The 23,947-nt window shown below is 66.2% G+C and carries 22 protein-coding genes; 3 read left to right on the top strand and 19 right to left on the bottom strand.

The features are described 5' to 3' along the window. Positions 1-118 precede the first annotated feature (118 nt). From AC3WON_RS27765 to rpoD, 4 genes are read right to left on the bottom strand one after another with little or no spacing between them, the layout of a single operon-like run. The gene (locus tag AC3WON_RS27765) at positions 119-2,926 is read right to left on the bottom strand and encodes an Hsp70 family protein (RefSeq protein ID WP_492353188.1); all 2,808 of its coding nucleotides are present in this window, start codon (positions 2,924-2,926) and stop codon (positions 119-121) included. Next, positions 2,919-4,766, bottom strand: coding sequence for an Hsp70 family protein (locus AC3WON_RS27760; protein WP_492353187.1), 1,848 nt, complete (start codon positions 4,764-4,766; stop codon positions 2,919-2,921). The genes AC3WON_RS27765 and AC3WON_RS27760 overlap by 8 nt, the downstream gene beginning before the upstream one ends. Then, positions 4,766-5,350: a DUF2760 domain-containing protein gene (locus AC3WON_RS27755; RefSeq protein WP_492320228.1), complete on the bottom strand. Its 585-nt coding sequence runs from the start codon at positions 5,348-5,350 to the stop codon at positions 4,766-4,768. Before AC3WON_RS27755 ends, AC3WON_RS27760 begins: the two co-directional genes overlap by 1 nt. A gap of 56 nt (positions 5,351-5,406) precedes the next feature. Further along, positions 5,407-7,377 carry an RNA polymerase sigma factor RpoD gene (rpoD, locus tag AC3WON_RS27750; RefSeq protein ID WP_439671651.1) on the bottom strand — a complete coding sequence of 657 codons (1,971 nt, stop codon included), beginning with the start codon at positions 7,375-7,377 and terminating at the stop codon, positions 5,407-5,409. Positions 7,378-7,704: 327 nt separating this feature from the next. On the opposite strand from rpoD, the gene AC3WON_RS27745 reads away from it, so the two are divergent. Next, positions 7,705-8,550 (top strand): class II glutamine amidotransferase, encoded by an 846-nt coding sequence (locus AC3WON_RS27745; protein WP_492340323.1) that lies wholly within the window; start codon positions 7,705-7,707, stop codon positions 8,548-8,550. Positions 8,551-8,604: 54 nt separating this feature from the next. Here the strand turns inward: AC3WON_RS27745 and AC3WON_RS27740 are convergent, their stop codons facing one another. The 6 genes from AC3WON_RS27740 to AC3WON_RS27715 all read right to left on the bottom strand — a co-directional run bounded on the left by AC3WON_RS27740 (position 8,605) and on the right by AC3WON_RS27715 (position 13,748). Beyond that, positions 8,605-8,925, bottom strand: coding sequence for a hypothetical protein (locus AC3WON_RS27740; protein ID WP_492353186.1), 321 nt, complete (start codon positions 8,923-8,925; stop codon positions 8,605-8,607). A 69-nt stretch (positions 8,926-8,994) separates the two neighbouring features. Beyond that, positions 8,995-10,368 (bottom strand): MFS transporter, encoded by a 1,374-nt coding sequence (locus AC3WON_RS27735; protein ID WP_492353185.1) that lies wholly within the window; start codon positions 10,366-10,368, stop codon positions 8,995-8,997. 39 nt (positions 10,369-10,407) lie between these two features. Then, a complete protein-coding gene (locus AC3WON_RS27730; RefSeq protein ID WP_492353184.1) occupies positions 10,408-11,661 on the bottom strand; it encodes an NAD(P)/FAD-dependent oxidoreductase in 1,254 nt (417 codons plus the stop codon). A gap of 31 nt (positions 11,662-11,692) precedes the next feature. Next, entirely contained in the window at positions 11,693-12,007 is a 315-nt protein-coding gene (locus tag AC3WON_RS27725; protein ID WP_492320233.1) for a non-heme iron oxygenase ferredoxin subunit, read from the bottom strand. 12 nt (positions 12,008-12,019) lie between these two features. Further along, complete coding sequence (locus AC3WON_RS27720; protein ID WP_492320234.1) at positions 12,020-12,490, bottom strand: aromatic-ring-hydroxylating dioxygenase subunit beta; 471 nt, start codon at positions 12,488-12,490, stop codon at positions 12,020-12,022. Between the two features lie 4 nt (positions 12,491-12,494). Continuing rightward, positions 12,495-13,748, bottom strand: coding sequence for an aromatic ring-hydroxylating dioxygenase subunit alpha (locus tag AC3WON_RS27715; RefSeq protein ID WP_492320235.1), 1,254 nt, complete (start codon positions 13,746-13,748; stop codon positions 12,495-12,497). Between the two features lie 114 nt (positions 13,749-13,862). Here AC3WON_RS27715 and AC3WON_RS27710 point away from each other — a divergent pair, with 114 nt between their 5' ends. Next, a complete protein-coding gene (locus tag AC3WON_RS27710; RefSeq protein WP_492320236.1) occupies positions 13,863-14,765 on the top strand; it encodes a LysR family transcriptional regulator in 903 nt (300 codons plus the stop codon). Here the strand turns inward: AC3WON_RS27710 and AC3WON_RS27705 are convergent. Both AC3WON_RS27705 and AC3WON_RS27700 read right to left on the bottom strand, forming a co-directional pair. After that, the gene (locus AC3WON_RS27705; protein WP_492320237.1) at positions 14,762-15,337 is read right to left on the bottom strand and encodes a hemerythrin domain-containing protein; all 576 of its coding nucleotides are present in this window, start codon (positions 15,335-15,337) and stop codon (positions 14,762-14,764) included. The two genes, AC3WON_RS27710 and AC3WON_RS27705, sit on opposite strands and share 4 nt — an antisense overlap. A gap of 123 nt (positions 15,338-15,460) precedes the next feature. After that, positions 15,461-16,654 (bottom strand): MFS transporter, encoded by a 1,194-nt coding sequence (locus AC3WON_RS27700; protein WP_492320238.1) that lies wholly within the window; start codon positions 16,652-16,654, stop codon positions 15,461-15,463. 361 nt (positions 16,655-17,015) lie between these two features. On the opposite strand from AC3WON_RS27700, the gene AC3WON_RS27695 reads away from it, so the two are divergent. Next, positions 17,016-17,396 (top strand): hypothetical protein, encoded by a 381-nt coding sequence (locus tag AC3WON_RS27695; RefSeq protein WP_492353183.1) that lies wholly within the window; start codon positions 17,016-17,018, stop codon positions 17,394-17,396. A 50-nt stretch (positions 17,397-17,446) separates the two neighbouring features. Here the strand turns inward: AC3WON_RS27695 and AC3WON_RS27690 are convergent, their stop codons facing one another. The 7 genes from AC3WON_RS27690 to cyoA form a co-directional block, all read right to left on the bottom strand. After that, positions 17,447-17,743 (bottom strand): hypothetical protein, encoded by a 297-nt coding sequence (locus AC3WON_RS27690; RefSeq protein ID WP_492353182.1) that lies wholly within the window; start codon positions 17,741-17,743, stop codon positions 17,447-17,449. Continuing rightward, a complete protein-coding gene (locus AC3WON_RS27685; protein ID WP_492320241.1) occupies positions 17,724-18,263 on the bottom strand; it encodes a DUF934 domain-containing protein in 540 nt (179 codons plus the stop codon). Before AC3WON_RS27685 ends, AC3WON_RS27690 begins: the two co-directional genes overlap by 20 nt. Further along, positions 18,256-19,995, bottom strand: coding sequence for a nitrite/sulfite reductase (locus AC3WON_RS27680; protein ID WP_492353181.1), 1,740 nt, complete (start codon positions 19,993-19,995; stop codon positions 18,256-18,258). The genes AC3WON_RS27685 and AC3WON_RS27680 overlap by 8 nt, the downstream gene beginning before the upstream one ends. A gap of 27 nt (positions 19,996-20,022) precedes the next feature. Then, positions 20,023-20,400 carry a cytochrome o ubiquinol oxidase subunit IV gene (gene cyoD, locus AC3WON_RS27675; RefSeq protein ID WP_492320243.1) on the bottom strand — a complete coding sequence of 126 codons (378 nt, stop codon included), beginning with the start codon at positions 20,398-20,400 and terminating at the stop codon, positions 20,023-20,025. Further along, a complete protein-coding gene (gene cyoC, locus AC3WON_RS27670) occupies positions 20,397-21,029 on the bottom strand; it encodes a cytochrome o ubiquinol oxidase subunit III (protein WP_492320244.1) in 633 nt (210 codons plus the stop codon). The genes cyoD and cyoC overlap by 4 nt, the downstream gene beginning before the upstream one ends. 2 nt (positions 21,030-21,031) lie before the next feature. After that, complete coding sequence (gene cyoB, locus AC3WON_RS27665; RefSeq protein ID WP_492340324.1) at positions 21,032-23,008, bottom strand: cytochrome o ubiquinol oxidase subunit I; 1,977 nt, start codon at positions 23,006-23,008, stop codon at positions 21,032-21,034. 2 nt (positions 23,009-23,010) lie between these two features. Next, positions 23,011-23,947, bottom strand: a 937-nt coding sequence (gene cyoA, locus AC3WON_RS27660) for a ubiquinol oxidase subunit II (protein ID WP_492353180.1), incomplete at its 5' end; no start/stop codon positions are given.

Here is a 23,947-nt window from a genome sequence, read left to right as displayed (position 1 = left end):
GCGCTGATGGCTTCACGAGTGGGGCAGGCAAGGAGCCTACCGTCATCGTAGATCATCGGTCTGGCTGGCGCAGATAAGTGGCAAATGAGGCGCCTGCAAGTCGCTTCGCGCTGGTCCGCTACCCCGCGATCAGCTTGAGCCCGGCGGGCAGCGCCTCCCCAAACACCCGCCCCTCGTCCGCGGTATTGAGTTCCACCACTTCGCGCACCATGGCAATCCAGCTTGGCGGCGCGTTGGCGGCTTCCAGCCGGCGCACCACGGTTGCCCGGATCTCGTCGGGCAGGTCCCGGCTGCGATCGCCGGTCATGCGCGCGATCTGCACGGCGGCGAACGCTGCCGGCTCGACCTTTTTCCAGTCGAGGGCCAGGATCGCGTCCAGCCATTGGGCGGCGGTCCCGGCCGGCACCACGCTGTGCGCGCTGCCGTAGAACGGCCGGCGCGCGCCGATGCGGCCCACGGCCCACCAGCCCTGGCTGTTTTCGGATGGCTTGCGCAGCCGGGCCAGCAGCCAATCGGCCAGTTCGATCTTGGCGTCGGCGGGAATGCGCTCGAGCGAGCCGGCAAGGCGCACCATATCGGCATAGCCGCCCCTGGCGGGCCCGGCGGGCTTCTTGTAGCGGGTGCTGCCGGGTGGCTGCAGGTAGAAGGCCATGTCTTCCAGCAGGCGCAGTTGCGCGCTTTCGTCCAGCCCGCCTGCCGCGCGCCGCCACAGCGTCCACCACTCGGACCAGTTCTGGCTTTCGTTGACGTACTGGATGCCCTGGTCGTACTGCGACCAGAGTTGCTCGACGCGCCATTCGTCGAGCGGATAGCCGAATCCCGGGCGCACGCAATAGCCGGCCAGGTTCAGCCACAGGCGTTCATGGTCGGCAGTGCGCCGCCTGCGCCGGGCGCGTTCCCAGAAGGCGCCGAACAGCTCGCGCAGCACGGCGCTGTCCCATTGCTCGCGCGCACCCAGCAACTGTTCCAGCTGCGCACGCAGCCGCTTGACCTCCTTGGGGCCGACGTCCTGCGAGCGCGCGCCAAAGGTGCGGTCGATCGCCTCCAGGGCCTGGGGCAGGGACGGGTGTGCCGTATCGGGCGCCGGTGCCGCCTGGGTGTCATTGCCACGCAACTGGAACTCAAGGCGCCATCGCTGCGAGGCATCCGCAATGTCGATGCAGTGGACCTCGAGCGTGCCGACCTCGGTCAGCGAGGCGGTGATCTGCACCGGCGTTTCCCGCGGGCCGCTGGCGCCGCGCGGCGGCACGACGGTGGCGATCGGCGGCAGGCGGATGAAGTCGCCCGCCGACAGGTCGGTCAGCTGACCGGGCTGATAGGCCGTGTCGGCGACGGAGGACGCCAGGTGGAATTGCACCGGATGGCCGAGCCGCAAGGCGAAGGTGTGGTCGCTGAGGTGGATTTCGTGGCCTTCCTCAGTGCCGCGCGGCAGCAGGCAGATCCCTTGCTGCCCCGACGCGCCATCATCGAGAACCAGAAAGTAGCTGCGCGGCGAGCCGCCGCCGATGCGCGGGGCCTGCCCGGCACGGGCCCGGGCATACGCGACCGCGCCCCGGGCCACGGCAACGTCGGGATTGTCGTTGTGCAGGACCTGCAGCGGCGCGCCGCGCCACGTGCCCAGCGTGTCGGCGATGCGGCCGGCCAGCGCCTGCGCCCGGAATACGCCGCCATTGAGGAGCAGGGTGTCGGGCATCGGCAAGGCATCGGCCGGCGCCTGTGGTGCGTCCAGTGCCGCCCGCGACTGCGCCGCGTGCTGGCTCAGGAACGCCGCAACGTGCCGGGTAACGGCGGGGTCGGACGCATATGGCAGGCCGAACTCGACAATCGCGCCCCGTGCGCGCCCCGGCCTTTCACTGGCCGGCACCTTGGGGAAGAAGCCGTCGACGATCAGCTGTTCGACCTCCTGCCGCCTCACTTCCACCGAGCGTGCGCCGCCGACCAGCCTGGCGCCCGCGCCCAGCAGCGTCACCGTGACCGAGTCCGGCGCCTGCGCGCCGAGCAGCTGCTCCTTGGCGGCACGGCAGCGCGCGACCAGTTGCGACAGGCCGGCCGCCGACAGCCGCGGCTGCGCGGGCGCGCCGGCCCCGAGGCGCGCCTCGACCAGGTGCGCCAGGCCAAGATCCATGTTGTCGCCGCCGAGCATCAGGTGGTTGCCCACGCCGATGCGGGTCAGCTGCGGCTGTCCGTCCTGCATCTCCACCCGGATCAGGGTGAGGTCGGTGGTGCCGCCGCCCACGTCGCAGATCAGCACCAGGCGGGTTTGCGCCAGGTCGGTGTCCAGGCTCTGGCGATGATGGAACAGCCAGTCGTAGAGCGCGGCTTGCGGCTCCTCGAGCAGGCGCAGCGCGGGCAGACCGGCCAGGCGCGCCGCCTCAAGCGTCAGCGCGCGCGCGCCTTCGTCGAACGAGGCGGGCACGGTGAGGACCACGTCCTGGTCCTCGAGCCGCGCATCGGGAAAGCGGTGGTTCCACGCCGCGCACGCATAGCCCAGGTAGCTGGCGCTGGCGACCACCGGCGAGATCTTGTCGAGATCGTCGTCGCCGCCCCATGGCAGGATGGCCGCAGTGCGGTCGACCGATGCATGCGACAGCCAGCTCTTTGCGCTGGCTACGAGCCTGCCGGGCACCTGCGCGCCGAGCGTGGCCGCCAGGCGGCCGAACACGGTCCGGCGCGCGGCGGCGCTGGCGGCGGATTGCCAGGGCAGCTGCAGGTCGTCGCCGCTGAGCTCGCCCGGTGCCGCGTGGTAGCGCACCGAGGGCAGCAGGGGACGGGCCGCGACCTCGCCCGGGCTGACCAGCTGGTCGATATCGAAGACGCGGATCTCGTCGGACCCGGCCTTCGCGTAGGCGACGACGGTGTTGCTGGTGCCGAGGTCGATGCCGACGACGTATTGCTTCGTCGCCGGCCCGGCCGCTTGCTCAGGCATCGGCGCTGCCGCGCACGTCGAACTCGACCTTCCAGCGCTCAGCGCTGCCGCCGGGCACGGCTTCGAGTTCCAGGGTGCCGGCCTCGGTCACCCGCGCATGCAGCCTGACCGGTACCACTTCGCCCGCGGTGCGGCCTTCGGCCGGCAGGGTCGCCTGGATTTCTTCCAGCTCCTGCAGTTCCTCCGGCCCCCAGTAGTCCAGCAGGGTGCCGACCTGGTCCTGGCGGCGCACCGACGAGCCAAAGAAGCGGAAGTGCACGGGTTCGCCCACCACCAGGCCGAATTCCTGCGGCGGCAGTGCGGCCTCGGTGCCTTCCTCCATGCCGAACGGTGCCACGCACAGGGCCTGGATCGGCGGTTCGAAGCCAGGCACGGCGGGCATCGACGATTCCACGGCGATATAGTAGGCGCGCGCGGTGCCGCCACGAATCCGCACCCCCTTGCCGCGCCGCACGTAGCCGTAGTAAGCGGCGCCGCGTGCCACGGCCAGGTCCAGCTCGGCGCCGTCAAGCAGGCGGGCAGGGGCCGCGCCTTCCGCGGCGAGCCAGCCGTTCAGCGTCTGCAGGATGCGGTCCGCCAGCAGGCCGGACTTGAACACGCCGCCATTGAACAGGACGGCGGTCGGGTGGAGCAAGGTCGCGCCTTCCGGCTGTGCGCCCTGCAAGCCTTCGATTTCGGCCAGCGCCGCCACCTGCCGGCCCAGGAACGCGGCCAGGTGCCGCGTGATGGCAGCATCCTGCGCATAGGGCAGGCCAAGCTGCGTCAGGCCGGCGCGTGCCCGGCTCACCGGGCGGGCCGAGGCCTCGACTTGCGGGAAGAAGCCTTCCAGGATGGTCTGGGTCAGCTCGGCGCGGGTCAGGTCCGTGCGGATCGAGCCGCCGATCAGCTTGGAGCCGCGGCTGGGCACGACCAGCGGCACGGTATCGGTATCCGGGTCGGTCAGCAGCGTTTCCTTGGCCGCGCGGCAGGCATAGGTCAGCGCGCGCAGTTGCCACGGATCCGCCTGGGTGCCCTGGGCCGCCAGCTTGCGCGCCACCACGTGGGCCAGCGCCAGGTCCATGTTGTCGCCGCCGAGCAGGATATGGTCGCCGACCGCGATACGGTGCAGCTCAAGGTTGCCGTCGCGCTCGATCACGGCGATCAGCGAAAGGTCGGTGGTGCCGCCACCCACATCGACGACGAGGATGATGTCCCCGACCTTGACCTGCTTGCGCCATTGGCCGGCGCTTTTCTGGATCCAGCTATAGAGCGCGGCCTGGGGTTCCTCGAGCAGGGTCATGCGGGCATAGCCGGCCGCGGCGGCCGCCTCGGCCGTCAGTTCCCGTGCGGCTGGGTCGAACGATGCGGGAATCGTCACGGTGACGTCCTGCTCGCCAAACGGCGCTTCGGGGTGGGCCTGGTCCCAGGCTTCACGCAGATGCGCGAGATAGCGCACGGAAGCCTCCAGCGGCGACACGCGCGTCACCTCGGGCGGTGCGTCGTTGGGCAGGACCGGCGCGCGGCGGTCGATGCCGGGATGGCACAGCCAGCTCTTCGCGCTCGACACCAGGCGGATCGGCGTGGCCGCGCCGCGGCTGCGCGCCAGTTCGCCCACGGCGAAGTCGCGCGCGGCGTTCCACGGCAGCGCCAGGTCGCCCGGGGCGAGTTCGCTGGCGTGCGGCAGGTACAGGAAGGAGGGCAGCAGGTCCAGGTCTTCGACGGCCCCCGGCGCGGTCAGCTGCGTGATGGGCAGGACGCGCTGGCTGGTCTTCTCGCCATCGCTGGCGGCCAGGTCGACGTAGGAGACCGCGCTATGGGTGGTGCCCAGGTCGATGCCGATGGCATAGCGTGCTTCGCTCATCAAAGCTCCACCTCGGCGGGGGCAATCACGGTGGCGTCATGGCGTTCGGCCACGCGCGGCAGGCGGACTTCCTCGACCTTCCAGCCGCGGTGGCTGATGCTGCCATGGAACGGCGCGCTGCCTACCACGTTGCCGGTCAGGCGGATGGCGGTGGCATCGAAGCCGTCGGCCAGCGTGACGCGGCTGCCCTCGGCTTCCTCGCGCACCGGCCGGATGGTGAAGTGCTCGCGCAGCACGCCGCGGCAGCCATCGTGCACCAGGCGCGCGGCGGCGCCAATCTCCGTGTCGGAATAGCGCGCGATATCTTCCTCGACGAAGTCGATGAAGCGTGCATCGCGCTGGAGCAGTCCGAGCAACTGCAGCGCCGCCACCGGGCTGGCTTCCTTCAGCACGGGTGCGGCAGCCTCCGCCACCGGGGCGGGAGCAGGTGCCGATACAGGCGCGGGCGCCGGCGCCGCGGCGAATCCCTCGCCGTCACGCAGGCGCCTGACGCCGGCCGCGAGTTCGCGGTTGCCAAGGATGGCGAAGAAGGTGCCCATGGCAAGCGAGACCCTGCCGAAGAAAGATAGGTTCGAGTCAGTCATCCGAAAGCTCCTGTCTGCTCTGTGTCAGTCGGCCAAGCGGCTGTTGCCGGCGAGTATCAGGCGTCGCGCAGATAGGTGATCAGCTGGTCTGCACGGCTGGGATGCCTCAGCTTCTTCATCGCCTTGCTTTCAATCTGGCGGATCCGCTCGCGCGTGACATCGAACTGCTTGCCGACTTCTTCCAGCGTGTAGTCGGTGGACATATCGATGCCAAAGCGCATCCGCAGCACCTTGGCTTCACGCGGCGTGAGCTCGTCGAGCATCTCGCGCACGACGGCACGCAGGCCCGCCTGCAATGCGGCGTCGGCGGGCGTGGCCGTGTCCGAGTCGGCAATCATGTCGCCCAGGCTGGTATCGCCATCCTCGCCGACCGGGGTTTCCATCGAGACCGGCTCTTTCGCGATCTTCATGATCGAGCGAACCTTGTCTTCGGTCATGTCCAGGCGCTCGGCCAGCACCGCCGGATCGGGTTCCTTGCCGGTCTGCTGCATGATCTCGCGCGACAGGCGATTGAGCTTGTTGATCTGCTCGATCATGTGCACCGGGACGCGGATGGTGCGGGCCTGGTCGGCAATCGCCCGCGTCACGGCCTGGCGCACCCACCACGTCGCGTAGGTGGAGAATTTCCAGCCGCGGCGGTATTCGAACTTGTCGACCGCCTTCATCAGGCCGATGTTGCCTTCCTGGATCAGATCCAGGAACAGCATCCCGCGGTTGGTGTACTTCTTGGCAATCGAGATCACCAGCCGCAGGTTGGCCTGCGTCATCTCGTGCTTGGCCTGCCGCATCTGCCGCTCGGCTGCCAGCATCTTGCGGTTGACGCCCTTCAGGTCGGGCAGCGACAGCGCCGCCCGGGCTTGGATGTCGATCAGCTTCTGCTGGTGCGCCTCGAGGTCCGGCAGGGCCCGCGCGACCGCCGCGCTGTACGGACGGGACTGGGCGACCAGCTCCTGCCCCCAGGCCAGGTTGGTTTCATTGCCGGGGAAGCGGGCGATGACCTCCTCGCGCTCCATCCCGCAGCGCTCGACCAGCAGCTGGACCACCTGGCGCTCGACCGTGCGCACCTCGTCGACCATGGCCTGGACGTTGGCGCACAGGCGCTCGATGGTTTTTGCGGTAAAGCGGATCGTGCGCAGTTCTTCGCGCACCGCATCCCTTGCGGCCAGGAAGGCTGCCGAGCCCGCGCCATTTGCGGCGCTTTCCTGGCACATCAGCTCGAATTGCGCGGTGACGCGCGCGAACCGCTTCAGGCATTCCTCACGCAGCTGGGCCAGGGCCTTTTCATTGCTTTGCTGGGTCGAGCCTTCGTCGTCGGAGTCTTCGGAGTCGTCATCGGCCTCGTCGGCACTATCGACGCTGTCGTCGGTCTCGTCAGCTGCCGCCGCCACGGCTGCTTCGGCAATACTCTCGTCGCTCAGGCCATCGACCAGGTCGTCGATGCTGATTTCATTGCTGGCGACCTTGCCCGACAGCTCGAGAATCGCGGCGATGGTGAACGGGCAGGCCGAGATGGCATGCACCATATTGTTCAGGCCTTCCTCGATGCGCTTGGCGATCTCGACTTCCTGCTTGCGCGTGAGCAGCGTTGCCGAGCTCATTTCGCGCATGTACATGCGCACCGGGTCGGTGGTCCGGCCGAACTCGGAGTCCACGGTCGCAAGCGCTACCTCGGCCTCTTCATCGGCCTGGTCGTCCGAGGCCACCACCGGGCCATCGCTGAGGAGCAGCGTCTCGGCATCCGGCGTCTGCTCATAGATCTTCACGCCCATCTCGGCGAACGTGCTGACGATGCTTTCCATCGCCGCCGTGTCAGTGAAGTTCTCCGGCAGGTGGTCGCTGATATCCGCGTGGGTCAGGTAGCCGCGCTGCCTGCCCAGCTGGATCAGCGCACGCAATTGCTGGCTACGCGCGGCGGCTTCCGTCGATGGATCAGGCTGCGCCGTCGACCCTGCGCTGGTCTGGCCAGGGTCCTTGATTGCGCCTGCTTCTCGTGTTTTAGCTGCCGTTCGTTGTACGCCGCTTGTCATTTACTACTGTTTCCTTCGTGAATCGCGTTTCGACAGCAGCGCGCACGCTGTGCGTGCGCTATCGGGCCTGCTGTCAAGGCTCGTGAGGTACCGGTGCGGCGCGGGCCGATATCGGACGCCGTGACCATTGGAATCGGGGAGGACGCGTATTCTACAGCCATTGCTGCTTCGCAGCGTCAACTCGCCGTATCCCAGTGGAGCCGGCGCACAGTTGAGGGTAGCCGGTGCGCCACAGCCTGCGCGTGCTTTGCGTTCGCGCGTTGTCGTCCTACAACTGGAAGTGTGGGCCGGAAGCCACCGGGCCGCACCGGTCAAGGAGGAAGCATCATGTGCCGCTGGCTGGCTTACTCGGGCAAATCCGTTCCGTTGGAAACGGTGCTGTTCCAGCCGGAACACTCGCTGATCGACCAGAGCCTGAATTCGCGGCTGGGTCATACCACGACCAATGGCGACGGGTTCGGCGTCGGGTGGTATGGACGTCACTCGGAGGTGCCGTTCCGCTACCGCTGCCTGCACCCGGCATGGAGCGACACCAACTTGCGCGAGACGGCGCGGGCGGTGAGAGCGCCACTTTTCGTTGCCCATGTGCGCGCAGCCACCGGCACCCCGACGCAGGAGACCAACTGCCATCCGTTCCGCTTCGGCCGCTGGCTGTTCGTCCACAACGGCCTGATCCGCGAATTCCCGCTGTTGCGGCGCGACCTGATGATGGCCGTGGCGCCGCACCTGTTCCGCTGGATCGAGGGATCGACCGATTCCGAGGTGATGTTCTTCCTGGCCCTGAGTTTCGGCCTGGAGCGCGACCCGGGCGGCGCGCTGGAGCAGATGGCCGGGCTGATCGAGGACGTGGGCCACCGCTACGACGTGCAGTTTCCGCTCAACATGACCGTCTGCGTGACCGACGGCCAGCAGATCGTGGCGGTGCGCTATTCGAGCGAGACGGACTCGCGCTCGCTGTTCCACAGCACCTCGTTCCGGCAATTGCGCGCGCTTTACCCGGACGATCCGCGCATCATCGCCGCCGGCGACAATGCCTTCCTGGTGCTGTCCGAGCCGCTGATCGAGGTGCAGGGGGTGTGGGAGGAAATTCCAGAGGCGACCACCCTGGTGGCCCGCGGTGGCGAGATCGCGCGCAGCTGCTTCGTGCCGCGGCTGCCTTCCCAGCCGGCCTGAGGGCGTAAAGGAGCAAGGGAACGTGGCAGGATCCAGCTCCGGCGGAACAAGTCCTTACTCGTGACCCTTCACGGCTTTCTTGGTCGCGCGATAGCCCTGTTTGGTGGTATCGGCAATCGCATGGCCGGCCGCCTTTGCGCCGCGGCCAATGGCATGCGCGCCGTCGCGCACCGCATGCCCGGCCTGCTTGCCAGCCGACTTGACGCCGTTCTTGAGCCCGCGCGCGTCCTCGGCCACGCCCGCATGCGCCATCGGGGTGGCCAGGGTCACCAATACGAATGCAATGACCGAGGCTCTTGCCTTCATCGCGACAACCTCTTCGATTCTGACTGAACCGGGGTCGGGGCCTGGAAGTGATCCCGACGTGGTTCCCATGACTACATTCTAGCCGTGCCCGCGCCTGTCCCCGGAGCGCTGCCCGCCGGGCCGCGCCGGCCTGGGCAATCAGTTCCGGTCCGCGATGGACAGCCCGACCGGCGGCGCCGGCAGCCCGCTCATTTCGTCGTAGCGGGCCGATGCCGAGCGCCTGTGATCGATCAGCAGGACCGCGCCCATGCCAATCACGGCCGGAATGGCGATCGCGATGAAGTTCTGCTGCAGCGGGAGTTCCATGGCGACGAGCACCCCGATGACGATTGGCGCGAGGATGGCCCCGCTGCGGCCGATGCCCAGTGCCCAGCCAAGGCCGGTGGAACGGATGGCGGTCGGGTAGAACTGCCCGGTGTAGGCATTGGCCACGATCTGCGTGCCGATCGTCGACGCACCGGCCAGGCCCACCACCACGAACAGCAGTTCAGTCGGCATCCTGAATCCGAGCAGCGTGATCGAGACCGCGGCCAGCGCGTACATGGCGGCGAGCACGTACTTGATGTGGTATCGGTCGGCAAGCCAGCCGCCGCCCACGGCGCCGATCATCGCGCCGAGGTTGAGGACCAGCACGAACGTCAGCGCGGAACCCAGGCTGTAGCCGGCGCCCGCCATCAGCCTGGTCAGCCATGAACTGAGCGCGTACACCATGAACAGGCACATGAAGAATGCGATCCAGAACATGATGGTGCTGAAGCCACGGCCCTCGTGGAACAGGTGCCGGATCGGCGCGCTGGCGGCCTTGTCCTGCGCCGGCACGGCGAAGCGGTCGGTGGCCGACCACCGTTGCTCCGGCGCTAGCCTGGAGACGATGCGCCGCAACGCTTCGTGGTCGCCCCTGGCCAGCAGGAACGGCATCGACTCGGGCAGCGACCTGAGAATGACAGGAATGAGGAGCACGGGCAGGCCGGCCGCCAGGAAGACCGACTGCCAGCCGTAGGCCTCGATCAGGCTCTTGCCGAGCAGCGCCGCCAGGACCCCGCCCACGGCATAGCCGCTGAACATCACGGTGACCAGGGTCGCCCGGATTTTCTTCGGCGCGTACTCGGTCATTTGCGCGACCACATTCGGCATCACGCCGCCGATGCCGAGCCCCGCCAGGAAGCGGGCCATGCTGAACAGCAGCGGGTCCTTGACCAGCCCGGCCGCGGCGGTGAAGACGCTGAACAGGGCGACGCAGATCGCGATCGTCCAGCGGCGGCCGATCCTGTCGGCCATGGTGCCGAGGAAGATCGCGCCGAACACCATGCCGAACAGCGCGGAGCTGACCATGAGCCCCGCCTGGGTCGGGGCGACGCCGAGGTCCTTCATGATCGAAGGCAGCGCGATGCCCACGACCGCGAGGTCATAGCCGTCGAAGATGACGATGAGTGCGCACCAGAACAGCACGAGCGCATGGAAGCGGTTGAAGCGGGCCGTGTCGGCCAGCTTGTGGATGTCGATTTGCTGCATGGGGGCTTGTCTCCGGTCGGTCTGTTCTTATGGTTGGGCTTACTGCCTGGACATCGGCACGTTCGGGTCAGCCAGGCGGCTGGCATCGACCGGCTTGCACTGCTCGATGTGGCGGCGCGCGAAGCGCAGGTCGCGCGCGGCGTTGGACCCTAGCGCGGCCTTGACCACATCGCCGTCGAGGTAGAACAGCACGAAGCTGTCCGTGCCGGGCGTGCCGCGTGCCACCACGCGGTGCGAGGGAAGGGGGATGCCATGGATCTGCAGGTTCATGCCGTACTGGTCTGACCAGAACCAAGGCAGCGGCTGATAGTCGACCGCGAGACCGAGCGCCGCGCGCGCGGCGGCAATGCCCTGTTCCTGGGCGTTCTGCCAGGATTCCAGCCGCAGGCGCCGGCCGGCCCACGGGTTGGTCGTGACCGCGACGTCGCCCGCGGCGAAGATGTCGGGGTCGGACGTGCGGCAACTTGCGTCGACGACCACGCCGCCGTCGCACTCCAACCCGGCTTCCCGCGCGAGCTCGTCGTTCGGCACGAGACCGACACCCGCGACGATGGCGTGGCAAGCCAGCGTGCCGCCATCGGCCAGCGTCACGACGGACCGGCCGCCGGTACCGGGGGTGATGCCGGTGATGTTGGCGCCGAGCCTGACGCGGGTGCCATGCGAGGCATGCAGCCCGAGCAGGTGTTCCGAGACTTCCGGCGGCACGGTGCGCTCGCACAGCCGGCTCTGGGCTTCGAGCACGGTCACCTCGGCACCTTTGCGGCGCGCCGTGGCGGCGACTTCGAGGCCGATCCAGCCACCGCCGATCACCACGATGCTGCGCCCGGGCCGCAACTCCGGCGCCAGGGCCAGGGCGTCGCCGATCGTGCGCAATGTATGCACGGGTGCCGTGCCAGCGCCCGGGAGGTTGAGCGCGCGGGCCCTGCCGCCGGTGCACAGGATCAGCTTGTCGTAAGACAGCATCTCTCCGTTGGCTATCTCCAGTTGCTTCGCGGCCCGGTCTATGCGGGTGACCCGCGTGTCCAGCCACCACTCCAGCCCGAGCGCCGCGAACGCTTCGGGCTTGAGCAGCCACGTGCTGGCGGGCGCGGCCTCGCCGGCCAGAACGGCCTTGGACAAGGGCGGCCGCTCATGCGGTGGATGGGCCTCGTCGCCGATCAGCACGAGCCGTCCGGTGAAGCCCTCGTTGCGCAGCGTCTGGGCGGCCCAGCCGCCAGCCTGCCCGGCGCCGATGATGACGATGGTGGCGGTTGGCGATAGGGCAGTCGCGGTGTCTGAGCGCTTGGAATCCATGCCTGTCTCCTCTGGTTGGTGACGCGGCCTCTCAGCCGAGGTCGAGGTACACCTTGTCGCCGTCGATCCGGACCGGGTAGGTACGAATGTTCTCGGTCAGCGGGGCGCATTTCGCCGCGCCGTTGCGGATATCGAACCTGCCCTGGTGGAGCGGGCACTCGATCTCATGTCCCTCCAGGAAGCCTTCGCACAGGCGCGCATGGCCATGGGTGCAGATGTTGTCGGTCGCGTAGACGTCGCCGTCCACGCCGTACAAGGCGATCTCCTGGCCTTGCACGGCCACGGCGATGACATCGTCCTGCGGGACGTCGGACAGCAGCGCTGCCTCGATCCAGATTTCGGTCATGAATCACTCCTGCTAGATGGGGTAGATCAGCGAGTTGGGGATCATCTCGCTATCGAATACGCAGATGCGCGAGGCGAAGCGCAAGCCCGCCGGCGTCCGGACGATGGTGTCGAGGTAGCGGCCAACGTTGTAGACATCGGTCATCTGGTCCGGCTTGGTGCGCAGCACCGCGTAGTTGGTCTCGGCCACGATCCTGTTGCCGTCGGCCTCCCTGATCAGCGGCGCGCCGACGATGTGGCGCTGGTAGTAGGGGTCGTGGAACAGGGTCTCGCGAATGCCGTAGATGCGGTCCTTGAGCATGCCCTTGCTTTCGAGCGAGAGCGTTGCCAGCGGCAGGCCACGCTCGTGGTTCTCGCGGGGCTGGACCCGGTAGAGGCAGTCTTCGGTGAAGAATTCCGGCCAGCGGTCCCAGTCGCCGTTGTCCACGGCGCTGGTGTAGTCGGCGAACAGGCAGAGCAGGGCGTAGTAGTCAGAGAAGTTCAAGGCGTCAGACCTCCATCACGTTGCGCCAGTAGGCGTACATGCCGCGGATCAGGGTCTCGGTCACCATGTGGTCCGTGTTCTCGGCGGTCTTGCCGCCCAGTTCGGCGATCACGCGATGCCAGGGCTTCTGGGAGAAGCCTTCCTGCGAGCATTCGATGGCTTCGCCATCGTCGGCCGACACGAAGCCGGCGGGGCCGAAGAGATTGGCCTGGCGCAGGCGGCGCCGTGTCATCTCCTCGGTGTCGTCCTCGAAGCCGAAGTGCGTCCAGACGAAATCGAAGGAATCCGGGCCATGGGGCTGGATATGGCGCGTGGAGACCGAGTTGACCTGCTGCTGGAAGATCACGCTCGGGAACACCGTCAGCATCACGGCGGTGGGCTCTCCCCACCACGGTTCGTGGACGATGTCGAGGATCCGGTCGTCGTGCAGCGCCATCTGGTCCTTGAAGCTGGATACACCGGAGGTCACGTCGCTCTTGCCGCCCTGGCCGCGGGTCGACACCATCGCGGCATGCCGGAAGTGCGGGTCCATCACCAGGCGTGCCTTGTTGTCGGCGCGCCAGAGGCCGAACGTGACAAACCAGGTATGCAGCAGGCCGGGGTGGTAGGGGTCCTTGATGTTCTCCTGCATGAGCTTCCAGTTGCCCGGAATGCGCTGCTTGTTGTAGCCGAGGACCTTCAGCTTGCGGCCGTTGAAGAGCCGGTCGAAGTAGCCCAGGATATCCGGCCCGAGGTATTCCTCGAGTGATGGAACCTCATGGTCGAACGAGGCAAACACGACACCACCGCGTGTCGCGACCTTCAGTTGCGTGAGCCCGTGCTCCTGCGGCGTGAAGTCGGCAGGCATGCCGCCGTTGACCTTGCCGTCCTGCTTGACCCCGCGGCGCAGCGGCACGCCTTGCAGGTTGCCCTTCAGGTCATAGTTCCACTGGTGGTAGGGGCAGTGGAAGTCCTTCCGGTTGCCGCTGCGTTCCCGGCAGAACTTCATGCCGCGATGGGCGCACACGTTTTCGACGACGTTGATCTCGCCGTCCTGGTCGCGCACCAGGATCACGGAACGCTCGCCAAGCGTGGTGCGCTTGAAGTCACCGGGATTCGGGATCTCCGCCTCGAGCCCGACGTAGTTCCAATGACCGCGGTAGAAGCAGCGTTCGAGTTCACGCTGATATAGCTGCGCATCCGTATACACGCGGAACGGGATGCGGCTGATGCTGTCGTCGGCCCACACCGGGCCGGCTTGCAGGGAATCGGTTGCCATGCTTGTCTCCGGCTATGTCTCTTGGTATGGGAAGGATCATGGTGCACGGAGGAAAATTAACCAATAGAATCCTGGCTATAGCGAATATTCATAAAATCAATAAGAGGCGGCGCGATGGAGCTCAAGGACGTCGATCTGAACCTGCTGGTCGTGTTCGATAACCTGCTGCGGCAGGGCACCGTTTCCGGTGCTGCGAAGACCCTGAATCTCAGCCAGCCAGCGGTCAGCAATGCGCTGGCCCGCCTGCGCACCTTGTTCGGTGACCCGTTGTTTGTGCGAAGCAGCAAGGGCATGCTGCCGACTCCGCTTGCGGAGGAACTGGCGGAACCGGTTGCCTATGCGCTGGAGTCGCTGCAGGCGGCGCTCAGCCACAAGGTGTCGTTCGATCCGCTGCGCAGCGTGCGCGCATTCCGCATCGCCATGACGGATATTGGCGAGGTGCACTTCATCCCGCCGTTGATGGGCGCGCTTGGCGACCGCGCCCCGGGTGTCACGGTAACGACAGTGCGTAATACGGCAGTGGACCTTGCGGCAGAGATGAGCCAGGGAAAGATCGACCTGGCGGTTGGCCATCTTCCTGAACTCGGCACTACGTTCTTTCATCGGCGGCTATTTCGCCAGCAATACGTTTGCCTGTTCCGGCCCGGTCATGCCATGGACAAGAAGACGGTCAGCATGCGCGACTTCGAGGCGGCGGAGCACATCGTGGTCACGGCGGCGGGGACGGGGCATGCCCGGGTCGACGAGATCCTCGCCCAGCACGGCGTGCAGCGGAAGATCCGGCTGCGTGTCCCCCATTTCGTCGCACTGGCGGACATCATTGCCACCACCGACCTGGTCGCCACGGTGACCTGGACGTTTGCGGAGCGATGCGCCAGGTACTTCGGGCTCAGGTACGTCAAGCATCCGTTCGCGTTGCCGGAAATCCAGATCAACCTGTTCTGGCATGCCCGGTATCACCGCGATCCGGCGAATCAGTGGCTGCGCGAGCAGTTCATCGGCTTGTTTTCGGATTAGGCGCAGCACTGCTGCTGCGTAGATACGCTCGCCTCAGCCGCGATCTGCTTGCGTAGTGTCGCGAAGCGCGCCTGCACTTCTTGCCCGAACAGAGGATCAGAGCTTTCGGGAGCCGCGTCGGCAATGGCTGCCCAGTCCTCTTGTGTCAGCAACTGGGCAGCGCGCGGCATTGCCTGTCTCTCCTCGGTAGAGAGATGGTTACGGTAGTACACAAGGTACATGGCTGCGGCTGCCTCCAGCGCCGCTCGCGAACTTATAGCGTCTCCCTCCGCTTCGTGGAGACGGCTTACGAGCTCTTCGCCTACCGTGGCAATCACTCGATGCTCTTGCTGCAGCCGGTTAACCACAACCTGCATGCCGGGGTCTCGCTCAACGAGGCGTGCATAGGCAACGTCCTCGCGAGGATGATGGATGCCATCGCCAAAATTCCGCATGTAATAAACGATAGTACCCATCAGTTCATAGTTCGGTCGCCCTCCCTGGTGGAATACGCATACCTGCTCTTCCAGTAGGTCGAGCAGACGAGAGAAATTGAGGTGCTCGGCATGCCATACGGCAAGTTGGTTGGACATGGCGCGCTCCTTGGGAATGGGCAAGTACAGGGCTTGTTCGAAGGCCGATTGATTTCAGTCAGCCTTAAGTAGGACAGTAGTCTCCAATTTCCGAGTAGGTCTGATATAGATCAAGAGATCAGTTCACGGATGCTGGTGCAGCACCTGTCTGCGCGTCATCAGGCAGCTCAGGTTCCCTGACAGGAAAGCCGCCAGCAGCAAGGCACCGGCACTCCAGGCCACGGCCGGCAGCCATGGCAGCAGGTTTGCCAGCATGGCGGTCTTGCTGGCGCCCGATGACACCAGGGCAATGCGCATGAACGCGGCAACCGCCAAAGCGGCAAATACCAGCCCGGTGTACTTCCCTTCGCGGCCGACGTGACCGGCGTCGAGCGCCGCACTGGCCGTTGCGGCGAACATGATTCCCCACAGGCCGCCGGCAAGGCACTGCACGGCGAGGATGGCCCGGAGCGAGCCCGCGACGGTGAAGCCGAACAACGACAGCGCGCCAAGGGCCGCGGCGGTCAACAGCAGCGTATAGGGCGGATATCGCCGCAGCAACGACGTCGCGGGCAGCAGCGCGCCCAGCGCGAAGCCAATCCAGAACACCGGCGTCACGCGCCCCAGCTCGGCAGCCGTGACAAAGCGCAGGTACGCCGGCGCGGAGTTGACGGTGGTGTGGATCTGGAAGCCGAGCGCAAGCACCCAGACCGCGGCAAACAGCAGCCAGACGCGCTTGAGCGAAACGCCGGCGGCCGGCGCGGGCGCGGCATCGGCATCGTGGCGCGCCGGGCCGGATTCCATCCATCGCAGCGCGGCCACGGCTACCACCAGCCCCGCACTGGCTGCCAGGAACGGCAGCATGGGCGACGCATCGCGCAGCCGGACGGTCAGCAGCGGCGCCACGGCTCCGGCAAGGCCGACGCCGAGCAGCGAGCATCCCACCAGGAACGACGACGCGGTCGCAGGCAGCCGCCGGGCAATGATCACCATGGGCGGCGCGCGCAACGCCGAAGAGGTGGCCGCCCAGAGCGCGGTCAGGCCCAGCAGCAGCGCCGGTGAAGTTACCCGGGGCAGCAGCGCGAAGGCCAGCGCGGAGATGACCGACAGCCCCAGCATCCAGCCTCCCAGCCTGCGCATTGCGTTGGCGACACGGTCAGCCGCGACGCCCACCGTGAAATCCATGGCGACAAAGATCAACTGGTCCATCAGCAGGATCAAGGCGACGTGCGCGCGCGCGATGCCGGCCTGTGCGGCCAGCTGCGGCAGGAAGGCCACATAGAGGGTCCACGTCACCGCCAACAGGAACTGCACAGAGCAGAAGACCAACGCGCGCATGCCGCCCACCCGCCTGGATTGACCAACAGCTTATTCCAGTGCCCGACGGCCGGATTGCCGCGCGGAGCCTCCAATAGAGGATAGGGCAGCGTCTTGCCATGGGAGTGGCGGGTTGTGCAGGTGCGATTGGGTCTCGCGAGTCGCCTTCGGTCCAACAGTCCACGGGATGTGCCGGGCCGGTACCAACACCGGACTATTAGCGCCGCACCGGCGCCCGCGCTCAACTGCCGCTCGCGCAGCCAATGCCGGGGCGTAATGTCATAAACGGGCGGTAAGCTGCACTTTTGGCATCGCCTGGCCAGGAACTTGCTTGGTCAATGCGTATGGGTCGCAAGGCGACAGCCATCCGCTGGGAGGATCTATGCAGCACGCACGCATCACTGCGCACAGGGGGATTCTGGTCGTCGAGCTGTTACCTGACCAGGCGAACGGCGAGGCCACCTCCACCAACAAGCTTCGCAACCTGGCCACGGTCATTCATGACACAGGGCGGCACCTGGGGGTTTCAGAGGAAGCCCTGGCGCTGCTGAAGCTGGTGAAGCGCCGCCTGGACGCCATCGGCGACTTCGCGTGGTTCAGCAGTGACGATGGGAAAGACCATTTCGCGTGGCTGGGAGGCCCCAAGCGGCTGGTGAATCCCACGGCAGTAGCGGCTGCACGAAGCTACGCGATCCTCGCGCACCGGGTCATTCCGAACGAAGTGCCAGAGGGTGCCAGGATGGCCATCGAAGCCAACTTCTGAGCGCGCGGCATCGCTCCAGGCCGGGCCTCGCTTTCGAATGATCCGCGCAGCTAGAACGAGGAGAGTGTCGAGCGATACCTTTCCCAGAGCTCTTGCAGCATGGACTCCGAAGGCGGTGTGATGTCAAAACCGGCGACGTTTCCGAAGACACCGAGAATGCGCGCCCTGAACGAAGCCATATCCGTCGTCGCCTTCGGTGACAGCTGCGCGATATCGATGATCGTATGCAGCTGCTCGCCCGTGAGTTCGGCGACAGCGGACCACAAGCTATCAGGCCTTGCGCAGGGCTGGACGGGCATGTTTCGTATCGGCGCCTGGCGGCGCTTGCTATCGGCTTGCGGGTCCATAGCTGCGCTGGTACGACGACGAGAACGTGGCCAGCGCGCGCAATGCCGCTGCCGGGTCGTGCCCGGGCTTGAGCGCAAAGCTGTTGAAGCCGCAACGCGCCAGGTAGTGCACGGTGTCGATCATCACGTCACCCACGGCGCGCAGCTCTCCGGTCCAGCCTAGCTGGTGCCGGAGCAGCTGTGCGATCGAATAGCCACGGCCATCCGTGTAGACCGGGAAATCGATGGCAATCATCGCGATGCCTGTCGGATCAACGGCCGTGGCACCTGGTTCCAGCAGGGCCTGAGGCTCCGCATCCGGGGACAGGTAGACCGCGAGCGGATACTGTCGAAGCCGATACCGTTGGCGGTGGGCGGTCCAGTTTGCCAGTGTCACCAGGTAGCCGGGCGCGTCGGGGGGGCATGTGTTGTCGGCGCCGTGCGCATCCCCGATGTGGGCGAGCCAGTTGTCCGCGATCAGTCGTCCGTCACGGATGACGTTATGCCGGTCCTGCCCCGGGGAATGGTCATGGTCAGGCATTCACCACCCCCTGGCGAGCGCGCCGCGCGCCGCTGTCAGAGTCCGGATACACGGCGCGCTGGAAGGGTTCGATGCCGATACGGCCAACCACGTCGACAAAGCGTTCGGCTTCGCTGTCCCGATGCAGCAAATAGGTCGCGATCAGCCGCTCCACCACATCCGGAACCTGCTCCTGGGCAAAGGACGGCCCGATGATGCGGCCGATGGCTGCGCCGCCGGCCGCCACGCCATCCGGGCGGCCCAGGCCGTCGGCGCCGTTCTGCCGGCCGCCGATGGTGATCTGGTACCAGGCCTCGCCGGCCTTGTCGACGCCGAGGATGCCGATGTGGCCGATATGATGATGGCCGCAGGAGTTGATGCAGCCGGAGATGTTCAGGTCCAGCTCGCCGATGTCGTGCACGTGGTCGAGGTCGTCGAAGCGCTCCTGGATGGCCTGCGCAAGCGGGATCGAGACTGCATTGGCCAGCGAGCAGAAGTCGCCCCCGGGGCAGGCGATGATGTTGGTGATCAGGCCCACGTTCGGCGTGGCCAGCCCGGCGGCGTCCAGCGCCTGCCACAAGGCGTGCAGCCCGCTGCGGCGGACATCGGCGAGGATCAGGTTCTGCTCATGCGATACGCGCAGCTCGCCGAAGCCGTGGCGCTCGGCCAGGTCGGCCATGATTTCCATCTGCTCGGCAGTGATGTCGCCGGGCGCCTGGCCCGCGGCTTTCAGCGATGCCGTGACGGCGGCGTAGCCAGGCACCCGGTGCCGGTGCACATTGCTTTTCAGCCAGAGGCGGAAGGCGCGGTCGGTCTTCGCCAGTTCGGCTGACTGGTCCGGCTCGTCGGCGGCAGCGGCTTCATACGGCGGGATCGTGAAGCGCTCGGCGATGGACGCAACAAAGCCTTCAGACACGGTGTCCGGGCCCCCGCGGATGCCTTGCCACTGCTCGTCCACCTGCGCCCGGAACACCTCCGGCGTCAGGTCCTTCACCAGGATCTTGATGCGCGCCTTGTACTTGTTGTCGCGGCGGCCGTGCAGGTTGTAGACGCGCAGCGTGGCCTGCAGGTAGGTCAGCAGGTCCTGCCAGGGGACGAAGGGGTTGATCAGCTTGCCCACCATCGGCGTGCGGCCCATGCCGCCGCCGACCCAGACCTTGAAGCCGGCCTGGCCGTCCTGTTCAACCGCCTGCAGCCCGATGTCATGGACACCGACCGCGGCCCGGTCCGTCTGCGCGCCGCTGATGGCAATCTTGAACTTGCGCGGCAGGAAGGCGAACTCGGGATGCAGCATCGACCATTGCCTGACGATCTCGCACCACACCAGCGGGTTCACCAGTTCGTCGGGCGCGATGCCGGCAAAGTGGTCGGTGGTGGTATTGCGGATGCAGTTGCCGCTGGTCTGGATCGCGTGCATCTGCACCGTGGCCAGCTCCGCGAGAATGGCAGGGGCATCCTCGAGCCGCGGCCAGTTGAACTGCAGGTTCTGGCGCGTGCTGAAATGCCCGTAGCCGCGATCCCAGCGGCGCGCGATCTCCGCGAGCTTGCGCAACTGCCGCGATGCCAGCATGCCGTACGGGATCGCCACGCGCAGCATGGGCGCATGGCGCTGGATATAGAGGCCGTTCTGCAGCCGCAGCACGCGGAACTCATCCTCGGTCAGTTCGCCGCTCAGGAAGCGGCGGGTCTGGTCGGCGAACTGCACGACGCGTTCGTCGACGAGCTGCTGGTCAATGGCGTCATAGACATACATGGTGGAAACTCTCCTTGCGCGCAAGCCCTAATCTTTTGCCCGTGCCCGTTCGATGGACATGTCGGTCGGCATCATGTTGATATCGGCGTTGTGCATCACCCACAGCGAGCCGGCCACGACGATGACGATCAGGAAGCCGGTACAGGCAAAGATGGCGGTGTTGCCGCGCCGGCCGGGACCGGTGCCCAGGTGCAGGAAGTACACCAGCTGCACCAGCAATTGCGCGACGCAAAGGCCGACGACCAGCGCGATCGCGCTTTGCGTCTGCAGGGATCCGGTCATCACGGCCGCGAACGACGCCATCGTCAGCGCGACCGACAGCAGCAGTCCGATGGTGTAGCTGCGCACGCTGCCGTGCACGGCCGTCTGGTCCGCATGCACCGAATGAAGATGGGACGATTTCATGCGAACTCCCGCAGGTAGACAAAGGTGAAAACACAGATCCAGATCAGGTCCAGGAAATGCCAGAACAGGCTCAGGCAGGCCAGGCGGCGGCGCACGATATCGTCCAGCCCGAAATGCCTGATCTGGTGGATCATCACCGCCAGCCACAGCAGGCCCGACGTGACATGCAGCCCGTGCGTGCCCACCAGCGTGAAGAAGGCCGACAGGTAGGCGCTGACGCCGGGGCCCGCGCCCTGGTGCAGCAGGTGCGCGAACTCGTAGACCTCCATGGCGATGAAGAGGGCGCCGAGCGCGAAGGTCACCGCGAGCCAGCGGATCATCCGCGGCGCGTCGTCGGCGCCATGCCTGAGCATGGCCAGGCCGAAGGTATAGCTGCTCAGCAGCAGCACCATGGTCTCGGCGAACACGAACGGCAGCTCGAACAGTTGCCGCCCGCCGGGGCCGCCGGCGGTGTTTCCGGACAGCACGCCGAAGGTGGCGAACAGCACCGCGAAGATCAGGCAGTCGCTCATCAGGTAGAGCCAGAACCCCAGCGGCGTGTGCGCCCCGGCTTCGTGATGGTGGTGCGCCGCGTCGTGGGCGGCCTCGTGCCCGGGATGGTGCAGGGTAGGGGAGAGAGTCGGAGTCATGGTCAGGCAGCTTCCTGCAGTTGTGCAAAGCGCGCGCGCTCGATCCGCTCGACTTCGGCCGCCGGCACGTAATAGTCGACGTCGCGGTCATAGCTGCGCACGATGAAGGTCGCGATGGCGCCGACCAGGCCGACGGCGGCGACCAGCCACATGTGCCAGACCAGCGCGAAGCAGCACAGCAGACCGAACGCCGACACGATGAAGCCTGCCGAGGTGTTGCGGGGCATATGGATGTCCTCGTAGCGCGCGGGCTGGCGCCACGCGCGGCCGGCTTCCTTGTCGTCCCAGTGCTGTTCCAGCGAGGTGATATGCGGCACGTGGGCGAAGTTGTAGAACGGCGCGGGCGAGGCCGTCGACCACTCCAGGCTGCGGCCATCCCACGGATCGCCAGTCAGGTCGCGGTTCTGCTCGCGGTCGCGGATACTGACCGCGAACTGCACCAACATCGCCAGGATGCCGGCGCCGATGACGAAGGCACCGACCAGCGCCACCACCAGGTAGGGATGCCAGTCGACGTTGGCATAGTGGTTCATCCGGCGGGTCATGCCCTTGAAGCCGAGCACGTAGAGCGGCATGAAGGCCAGGAAGAAGCCGGCCAGCCAGCACCAGAACGACACCTTGCCCCAGAACTCATTGAGCCTGAAGCCGAACACCTTCGGGAACCAGAAAGTGATTGCGGCCAGGCAGCCGAAGAGCACGCCGCCGATGATCACGTTATGGAAATGCGCAACCAGGAACAGGCTGTTGTGCAGCACGAAGTCCGCCCCGGGGATGGCGAGCAGCACGCCGGTCATGCCGCCGACCGCGAACGTCACCATAAAGCCGATGGTCCACATGGTCGAGGTATGGAAGCGGATCCGGCCCCGGTACATGGTGAACAGCCAGTTGAACAGCTTCACGCCGGTCGGGATCGAGATGATCGAGGTCATGATGCCGAAGAAGGCATTGACGTTCGCGCCCGAGCCCATGGTGAAGAAGTGGTGCAGCCAGACGAAGAACGACAGCACGCCGATCGAGGAGGTGGCGTACACCATCGACTTGTAGCCGAACAGGGGCTTGCGCGAGAACGTGGCGATGATCTCGGAGAAGGCGCCGAACGCCGGCAGGATCAGCACGTAGACTTCCGGGTGGCCCCAGATCCAGATCAGGTTCACGTACATCATGGCGTTGCCGCCGAGCTCGTTGGTGAAGAAATGCATGCCGAGGTAGCGGTCGGCGGTGAGCAGGGCCAGCGTGGCGGTCAGGACCGGGAAGATCGCCACGATCAGGATATTGGTGATCAGCGCGGTCCAGGTGAAGACCGGCATCTTCATCAGGTTCAGGCCCGGCGCGCGCATGCGCAGGATCGTGACGATGAAGTTGATGCCCGTCAGCGTGGTGCCAAGCCCGGATATCTGCAGTGACCAGATGTAGTAGTCAACCCCTGGCGTGGGGCTGTAGCCGAGCTCGGACAGCGGCGGGTAGGCGACCCAGCCGGTGGCCGCGAAGTCGCCGACGAACATCGACATCATCACCAGCACCGCGCCCATTGCCGACATCCAGAAGCTCAGCGAATTGACGAACGGGAAGGCGACGTCGCGCGCGCCGATCTGCAGCGGCACGATCACGTTCATCAGCCCGAGCACCAGCGGCGTCGCGACAAAGAAGATCATGATCACGCCGTGGGCGGTGAAGATCTGGTCGTAGTGGTGCGGCGGCAGGTAGCCCGCGGCATCGCCATAGGCAATCGCCTGCTGGGCGCGCATCATGATGGCATCGGCAAAGCCGCGCAGCAGCATCACCAGCGCCAGGATGATGTACATCACGCCGACCTTCTTGTGGTCGACCGAGCAGATCCATTCGTTCCACAGGTATTTCCATTTGCCGTAGTACGTGATGGCGCCCATCAGTGCGATGCCCAGCACGATCACGACGGCCAGCGTCCCCATGATGATCGGCTCATGGAGAGGGATGGCGTCCAGGTTGAGTTTTCCAAGCATTCTTATTGCTCCATGCGGCCAGCGGGCGCCGGCGGGACGCGCTGGAAGGCCTGCAGAGATTCCGGGGTGTCCGCGCGGCAGATCTGGCCGTTTGCCAGCATGTATTTGTCGACGACCTGGTCGAACAGCTTCGGCGCGACGGCGGCGTACAGCGTCACGGGGTCCTTGCTGCTGGGCAGTTCAAGCGTGCGGTAGGTCTTCAGGTCCAGCGCCTGGGACGAAGCGCGGGCAGCCTGGATCCAGGCATCGAACTCCTCGCGCGAGGTGGCCAGCGTCTTGAAGTGCATGTCCGAGAAGCCGGGGCCGCTGTAGGCGGCGGACTGGCCGAGATAGACGCCCGGCGTGTCGGCGATCAGGTGCAGGCGTGTCTGCATCCCCGCCATGGTGTAGACCATGCTGCCCAGTTGCGGGATGAAGAACGAGTTCATCATCGATTCCGCGGTCAGCCGGAAATTGATCGGCGTGCCGACCGGGATCGCAAGCTGGTTCAGCGAGGCGACGCCGTATTCCGGGTAAATGAACAGCCATTTCCAGTTCAGCGCGATCACATCGACCTGGACCGGCTTGACCTGCGATTCCAGCGGCCGATAGGGATCGAGCTTGTGCGTCGAATCCCAGATCAGCACGGCCAGGCAGGCCACGATGACGCAGGGGATGCCCCAGACCACGACCTCGATCCTGGTGGAGTGCGCCCATTTGGGGGCATAGGTGGCGCTCGTATTGGTTTCGCGGTAGCGCCACGCGAACCACAGGGTCAGGACGATCACGGGGATGACGACCATCAGCATGACGAACAGGGAGATCAGGATCAGTGACTTTTCCTGTTCCCCGATGCTGCCCTTGGGATTGAGAAGTTCGAGGTTGCAGCCGCTCAGCAGCGCGCTCAGGCAGGCGCTCAGCAACAGTGTGGGAAGACGGCGCTGCGGGCCGGGGGATGGG

It is taken from the genome of Cupriavidus sp. FW305-46 (genome assembly GCF_058787075.1).
The sequence above is the reverse complement of the archived record's forward strand: the minus strand, read 5'-3'. Positions and strand labels throughout refer to the sequence as shown.

Bases quoted from the DNA above. Each gene is read 5' to 3' on its own strand.
- cyoB (WP_492340324.1), bottom strand. From the start codon at position 23,008: ATGCTTGGAAAACTCAACCTGGACGCCATCCCTCTCCATGAGCCGATC.
- AC3WON_RS27705 (WP_492320237.1), bottom strand. From the start codon at position 15,337: ATGTCCAACCAACTTGCCGTATGGCATGCCGAGCACCTCAATTTCTCT.
- cyoD (WP_492320243.1), bottom strand. From the start codon at position 20,400: ATGAAATCGTCCCATCTTCATTCGGTGCATGCGGACCAGACGGCCGTG.
- AC3WON_RS27765 (WP_492353188.1), bottom strand. From the start codon at position 2,926: ATGCCTGAGCAAGCGGCCGGGCCGGCGACGAAGCAATACGTCGTCGGC.
- AC3WON_RS27740 (WP_492353186.1), bottom strand. From the start codon at position 8,925: ATGGGAACCACGTCGGGATCACTTCCAGGCCCCGACCCCGGTTCAGTC.
- AC3WON_RS27695 (WP_492353183.1), top strand. From the start codon at position 17,016: ATGCAGCACGCACGCATCACTGCGCACAGGGGGATTCTGGTCGTCGAG.
- AC3WON_RS27680 (WP_492353181.1), bottom strand. From the start codon at position 19,995: ATGTATGTCTATGACGCCATTGACCAGCAGCTCGTCGACGAACGCGTC.
- AC3WON_RS27730 (WP_492353184.1), bottom strand. From the start codon at position 11,661: ATGGATTCCAAGCGCTCAGACACCGCGACTGCCCTATCGCCAACCGCC.
- AC3WON_RS27735 (WP_492353185.1), bottom strand. From the start codon at position 10,368: ATGCAGCAAATCGACATCCACAAGCTGGCCGACACGGCCCGCTTCAAC.
- AC3WON_RS27685 (WP_492320241.1), bottom strand. From the start codon at position 18,263: ATGCCTGACCATGACCATTCCCCGGGGCAGGACCGGCATAACGTCATC.
- AC3WON_RS27710 (WP_492320236.1), top strand. From the start codon at position 13,863: ATGGAGCTCAAGGACGTCGATCTGAACCTGCTGGTCGTGTTCGATAAC.
- cyoC (WP_492320244.1), bottom strand. From the start codon at position 21,029: ATGACTCCGACTCTCTCCCCTACCCTGCACCATCCCGGGCACGAGGCC.
- rpoD (WP_439671651.1), bottom strand. From the start codon at position 7,377: ATGACAAGCGGCGTACAACGAACGGCAGCTAAAACACGAGAAGCAGGC.
- AC3WON_RS27745 (WP_492340323.1), top strand. From the start codon at position 7,705: ATGTGCCGCTGGCTGGCTTACTCGGGCAAATCCGTTCCGTTGGAAACG.
- AC3WON_RS27755 (WP_492320228.1), bottom strand. From the start codon at position 5,350: ATGACTGACTCGAACCTATCTTTCTTCGGCAGGGTCTCGCTTGCCATG.
- AC3WON_RS27725 (WP_492320233.1), bottom strand. From the start codon at position 12,007: ATGACCGAAATCTGGATCGAGGCAGCGCTGCTGTCCGACGTCCCGCAG.
- AC3WON_RS27715 (WP_492320235.1), bottom strand. From the start codon at position 13,748: ATGGCAACCGATTCCCTGCAAGCCGGCCCGGTGTGGGCCGACGACAGC.
- AC3WON_RS27690 (WP_492353182.1), bottom strand. From the start codon at position 17,743: ATGGACCCGCAAGCCGATAGCAAGCGCCGCCAGGCGCCGATACGAAAC.
- AC3WON_RS27700 (WP_492320238.1), bottom strand. From the start codon at position 16,654: ATGCGCGCGTTGGTCTTCTGCTCTGTGCAGTTCCTGTTGGCGGTGACG.
- AC3WON_RS27760 (WP_492353187.1), bottom strand. From the start codon at position 4,766: ATGAGCGAAGCACGCTATGCCATCGGCATCGACCTGGGCACCACCCAT.